Source organism: Streptomyces sp. SID5910 (assembly GCF_009862125.1).
Taxonomy (GTDB): Bacteria; Actinomycetota; Actinomycetes; order Streptomycetales; family Streptomycetaceae; genus Streptomyces.
The window spans coordinates 1-5152 of the sequence record NZ_WWHX01000212.1; the positions used below are offsets into that span (position 1 = coordinate 1).

Annotated in this window: 7 protein-coding genes; 4 read left to right on the top strand and 3 right to left on the bottom strand. The window is 75.1% G+C overall.

Annotated features, from left to right (window positions below):
* From GTW67_RS07485 to GTW67_RS07495, 3 genes are all read right to left on the bottom strand, one after another.
* Positions 1-405: redoxin domain-containing protein (locus GTW67_RS07485; RefSeq protein WP_161164018.1), on the bottom strand; the 405-nt coding region annotated here is incomplete at its 3' end.
* Positions 402-782 carry a DoxX-related protein gene (locus GTW67_RS07490; protein ID WP_161164019.1) on the bottom strand — a complete coding sequence of 127 codons (381 nt, stop codon included), beginning with the start codon at positions 780-782 and terminating at the stop codon, positions 402-404. The genes GTW67_RS07490 and GTW67_RS07485, both read right to left, overlap by 4 nt.
* Positions 783-876: 94 nt before the next feature.
* Positions 877-1557, bottom strand: coding sequence for a TetR/AcrR family transcriptional regulator (locus GTW67_RS07495; protein ID WP_161164020.1), 681 nt, complete (start codon positions 1555-1557; stop codon positions 877-879).
* A gap of 77 nt (positions 1558-1634) precedes the next feature.
* Here GTW67_RS07495 and GTW67_RS07500 point away from each other — a divergent pair, with 77 nt between their 5' ends.
* The 4 genes from GTW67_RS07500 to GTW67_RS07510 all read left to right on the top strand — a co-directional run.
* A complete protein-coding gene (locus tag GTW67_RS07500) occupies positions 1635-2744 on the top strand; it encodes an FAD-dependent oxidoreductase (protein WP_161164021.1) in 1110 nt (369 codons plus the stop codon).
* Positions 2745-3065: 321 nt separating this feature from the next.
* Positions 3066-4391 (top strand): enterochelin esterase, encoded by a 1326-nt coding sequence (gene fes / locus GTW67_RS07505; RefSeq protein ID WP_161164022.1) that lies wholly within the window; start codon positions 3066-3068, stop codon positions 4389-4391.
* A 42-nt stretch (positions 4392-4433) separates the two neighbouring features.
* Entirely contained in the window at positions 4434-4568 is a 135-nt protein-coding gene (locus tag GTW67_RS38120; RefSeq protein WP_272920471.1) for a hypothetical protein, read from the top strand.
* Positions 4565-5152: SDR family NAD(P)-dependent oxidoreductase (locus tag GTW67_RS07510; RefSeq protein WP_161164023.1), on the top strand; the 588-nt coding region annotated here is incomplete at its 3' end. The genes GTW67_RS38120 and GTW67_RS07510, both read left to right, overlap by 4 nt.

A 5152-nucleotide genomic window follows, 5' to 3' on the forward strand; every position in this document is an offset into this window, starting at 1 on the left:
GCTGCGGACGACCTCCAGCACGGTGCGGTCCGGGGCGACGACGAAGGTGACCCGCTTGGTGGGTGCCAGGCTGAGTCCTCGTTTCACCCCGAACAGCTCGCGGACCGTGCCGTCGGCGTCGGAGAGCAGCGGCATGCCCAGGGTGTGGCGTCCGGCGAACTCCTGCTGGCGTTCGACGGGGTCGCCGCTGATGCCCACGGGCCGGGCGCCGGCCGCGGCGAACTCGGCGGCGAGGTCGCGGAAGTGGCAGGCCTCCGCGGTGCAGCCGGGAGTCAGGGCGGCGGGGTAGAAGAAGAGCACGACCGGGCCGTCGGCGAGCAGTTCGGACAGGCGGCGCGGGGTGCCGGTCTCGTCGGGCAGCGTGAAGTCGTCGACCGTGTCTCCGACGGCCGGGACGCGGCTCACGACCGGCCCTCGCAGCTCTTGGCGACGCTGCGGGCCCAGAGCACGAGCGGCAGCTGGACCGGCAGCCGGCCGTAGACGGCGGCCTTCTGCGGGGCGGGGCGGTGCCGCCAGTCGACGGCCATCTTCACGTTGGCGGGGAAGACGCCGACGAAGAAGGCCGCCGCTGTGAGCGCGGCGGCCTTGCGGGTGCGGGGGGCGGCGAGGCCGGCGGCCAGCGCCAGTTCGGCGACGCCGCTGGCGTACGTCCATGCCCGCGGCGTGCCCGGCAGGCTGCGCGGCACGATCGCGTCGAAGGGGCGGGGCTGGGCGAAGTGGGCGACGCCCGCGGTGGCCAGCAGGCCGGCGAGCAGCAGGGGTGAGCGTTCGGACCGTGACACGGTTCCTCCTCTGGGGGCCTGCCGCGCGATATTACTCGACGGTATGCAAGGGGGGTGCGGCCGGTCCGGTCCGAGCCGGGGGCCGGGGCGCGCGTCACCCCGCGATGCGGGCCTCGATCCCGTCGAGCAGGAAGTCGAGGCCCGTGCGGAAGGTCTGGTCGGCGTCCAGGTGGGCGGCGTCGCGCACCACCGTGGCCAGCGCAGGGAGCCGGCCGGTGGCGAAGGTCCGCTGGAGATAGGGGCCGAGTGCGGCCTGCCAGCGCTTCTCGTCCATGCCGGTGGCCCGCTCGGCACGCCGCTCGGCGATCTCCCGGCGGACCGCGCCGATCGCGTACGCGTTGACCGCGGCGACCACCGGCATGACGGCGTCCACGTCGACGCCGTCCAGTGCGGCCATCACGGCCTCCGCGGTGGCCAGCGCGTGCGGCCCGAGCTGGGGGCGGCCACCCAGGAGGTCGGCGAGCCACTCGTGCTCGTGCACGGCGTGCCGGATGCCTTCGGCGAGCGAGCGGAGCACCGCCCGCGGGCCGTCGCCGGCCGGCCGGATCTCGGCGTGGGCGGCGTCGACCATCAGGTCGAGCAGCTCCTCCTTGCTGGTGAGGTAGCCGTACAGCCGCATCGGCCCGACGCCCAGCGCGGCGGCGACCTTGCGCAGCGACACCGCGTCCAGGCCGTCCGCGTCGGCGAGCCGGATCGCCGCCCGCACGATCCGGTCCCTGCTCAGCGGGGCCGGCACGGGCCGTTCCGGGGGCTCCGGCCTCTCCCACACCAACATGCCGGTCACCCTACACAGCAGCGCCCGATACAGTGTATCGATCTGTACGGCGTATCGCTGATCGAAGGGAAGCCACGATGACCATCGCCATCGTCGGAGCGGGCCTCGGCGGCCTGGCTCTCGCCCGTGTGCTGCACGTGCACGGCATCGACGCGGTCGTGTACGAACGGGAGGCGTCCCGCGAGGCGCGCGGGCAGGGCGGGATGCTCGACATCCACTCCGGGCAGCGGGCGCTGCGCGAGGCCGGTCTGATCGACGGATTCCTCGCGATCGCCCGCGGTGAGGGCCAGGACATGCGCCTGTTCGAGCCGGACGGCACCCTGCTGCTCCAGGAGGACACACCCGACGACGCCCCGCTCGACCGGCCCGAGGTCGACCGCGCCGATCTGCGCGACCTGCTGCTGGACTCCCTCCCCGACGGGACGGTCCGCTGGGGGCACGCGTTCACGTCCGCCGACGACGGTGTGCTGCGTTTCGCCGACGGCGGCAGCGCGCCGTACGACCTGCTGGTCGGCGCGGACGGCGCGCGGTCCCGGGTCCGGCCGATGTGCACCGACGCCCGGCCGGCGCACATCGGCCAGAACGTCGTCGAGCTCGGCATTCCCGACGTCGACCGCACGCACCCCGACCTGGCGGCGACGCTCGGGCGCGGCAACTACTGGGTGCTCGGCGACGGCGTGTCCTTCGCGGCGCAGCGCAACGGCGACGGCCGCGTCCGCATCGGCATCAGCTTCTACCGCACCGACGAGGACTGGTTCTCCCGCAGCGGCATACCGTTCGACGACCCGGCCGCCGCCCGGGCGCGGCTGATCGAGCTCCTCCCCGGCTGGGACGCACGGTTCACCGCGCTGATCGCGGCCTGCGACGACACGGTCGTGCCGCGGTCGATCAGCACGCTCCCGGCCGGCCTGACCTGGCCGTCGACGCCGGGCGTCACCCTGCTCGGCGATGCCGCGCACCTGATGCCGCCGGTGGGAGAGGGCGCCAACATGGCGCTGCTCGACGGCGCGGGGCTCGGCCTCGCACTGGCCGCGCACCCGGACGACTTCCCCGCGGCCGTCGAGGAGTACGAACGCGAGATGTTCGAACGCACCGGCGCCGCCGCCCGGATGTCCGCGAGGGTGCAGGAACTGCTGACGTCGCCGGACGCCGCCCGGAAGATGCTCGCGTTCTTCCAGCCGGACTGAAGGGGGCTGCCGAAACGGCGCCACGGCCTCTTGGGCGAGGCCCTGTCGCCGCCCGCAACACCCGTCGAGAAGCGCACGACCCCGGGGGTCGTGCGCTTCTTGCGCAATGACGGGCTGTCAGGACCACCGCCGCTGACCCCTGTTGGGCGTTCGCGACGGAGACGGCCGGACGTCGGTCGGCTTGGCCGGGTGTAGTACACACTTTCCGCTCGACCTGTGGTTAGCTTAGGTTAGCCTTACCTTAGTTGCTGACCCCCTGGTCGGCAGTTGCCGACCCATGCCCGACCGCCGACCGCCGACAGCCGTTCACGGAGAACGCCGATGACCACGCTCCCCCGCCCCACTCCCCGCGGTGCCGCCGCGCCGGACATCCGCCCGGCCCGGGTCACGGGCCCGCGAGTCGCGCGCCTGCTGGAGGAGACGGACGGAGCCGACGGCGCCCGGCGGGCCGCCCTGACGGCCGCGTTCTGGAGCGAGGCGGAGCGCCTCGGCACCCCGCTCGTCGAGGAACTCGACGACGGGCCCGGCCACCGGGCGGTCACCTTCCTGTGGCGCGGCCACCGCGCCACCCGCCAGGTGCTGTGGTGCGGCAACCGCATCACCGACCGCGGCCGGCTGGCCGGTTCGCTCCTTGAGCGGGTGCCCGGCACCGATGTCTGGCACCTGGGGCTGCGGCTGCGCGCCGACCACCGCGGTTCCTACCGACTCGCCGCCGACATCTCGCCCAAGGAGCCGCCCACCGACCCGGCCGCCCTCCAGCAGCGGCTGCGGTCGCTGTCCGCGCACGCCGCCGCCGACCCGCTCAACCACCGGACCGTCGCGACCCGTTGGCAGCTCGCCGACAGCTCGGTCTTCGCCCTCCCGGACGCCCCGCCCCAGCCGTGGGCCGGCCGCCGGGGCACGGTGCCGGCCGGCCGGGTCGAACGGCACCGCGTCCCGGGCGCGGCGCCTGTCGGGGACCGGGACGCCTGGGTCTATCTGCCGCCGGGTCAGGACCGGTCGGGCGAGCCGTTGCCGGTCGTGGTGCTGTGCGACGGCGACATGTGGTTCGGGCGGCTCGGGCTCGACGGCACGCTGGACGCGCTGATCGCCGACGGGGCGCTGCCGCCGCTGGCCGTGGTGGCGCCGGACGCCGTGGACCGTCGGACGCGCTGGCGCGACCTGGGCGGCCGGGAGCCGTTCGTCGCCTTCCTGGCGGACGAGTTGCTGCCCTGGGCGGCGGGCCGCTGGCCGCTGACCACTGACCCGGGGCGCACCGTGGTCGCCGGACAGAGCCTCGGCGCCATGACCGCGCTGTACGCCGGTCTGCTGCGGTCCGACCGGTTCGGCGCCGTCCTCGCCCAGTCCGCCTCCCTGTGGTGGCGGCCGGGCCTGCCGCCGCCCTCCGGACGCAAACCCCCGGTGTACGGCACGCCCTGGCTGGCCGCCCGCTACGCCGCCGCCCCCGCCCGGCCCGTACGCGTCCACCTGGACGTCGGGCTGCACGAGGGCTCCATGGTCGGTCACACCCGCGCCCTGTACGACACCCTGCGCTCGGCCGGTTACGAGGTCACCCGCGACGAGTTCAACGGCGGCCACGACTACGCCTGTTGGCACGGTGCCCTGGCGGACGGCCTGGTCCGTCTGCTGGGCGACGCCGCCGCCTGAGCCACCCTCCGCACCCCCGACCCTCCCTAGGAGCCTCCCCCCATGTCCTGTGCACGTGCCCCCCGCAGAACCGTCCCGGTCTCCGCCACCACGGTGGTGACCGGCGCCCTGCCGCCGACCGGCTGCGACGGAGACGGCGGAGAGCCGGACGACCCGGCCAAGGCGCTCGCCCCGTGAGCGCCGGACTGGACGGCCGGCTCGCCCTCGTCACGGGCGCGGGCCGCGGCATAGGCGCCGCCGTGGTCACCGCCCTCGCCGAGCAGGGCGCCCGCGTGATCGCCACCGACCTCACGGCCGACGGCGTCGGAGAACTGGCCGGCAAGCACGCGGGCCAGGTCACCGCGCGCCCCCTGGACGTCACCGACGCCGCCGCCGTGGAGGCGCTGGTCGAGGAGACCGAACGCACCGCCGGCCCGCTGGACGTCGCGGTCAACGTGGCCGGGATCCTGCGGAGTTCGCCCGTGGCCGACCTCACCGACGACGACTGGGCCGCGACCTTCGCGGTCAACACCGACGGAGTCTTCCACGTCTCCCGGGCCGCCTCCCGCCGTATGGCGCGGCGCGGCCGGGGCAGCATCGTCACCGTCGCCTCCAACGCGGCCGGCGTCCCCCGCGCGGGCCTGGCCGCCTACGCCGCCTCCAAGGCGGCCGCGGTGATGTTCACCAAGTGCCTCGGCCTGGAGGTCGCCGGACGCGGCGTGCGCTGCAACACCGTCTCCCCCGGCTCGACCATGACCGACATGCAGCGCGCCCTGTGGACG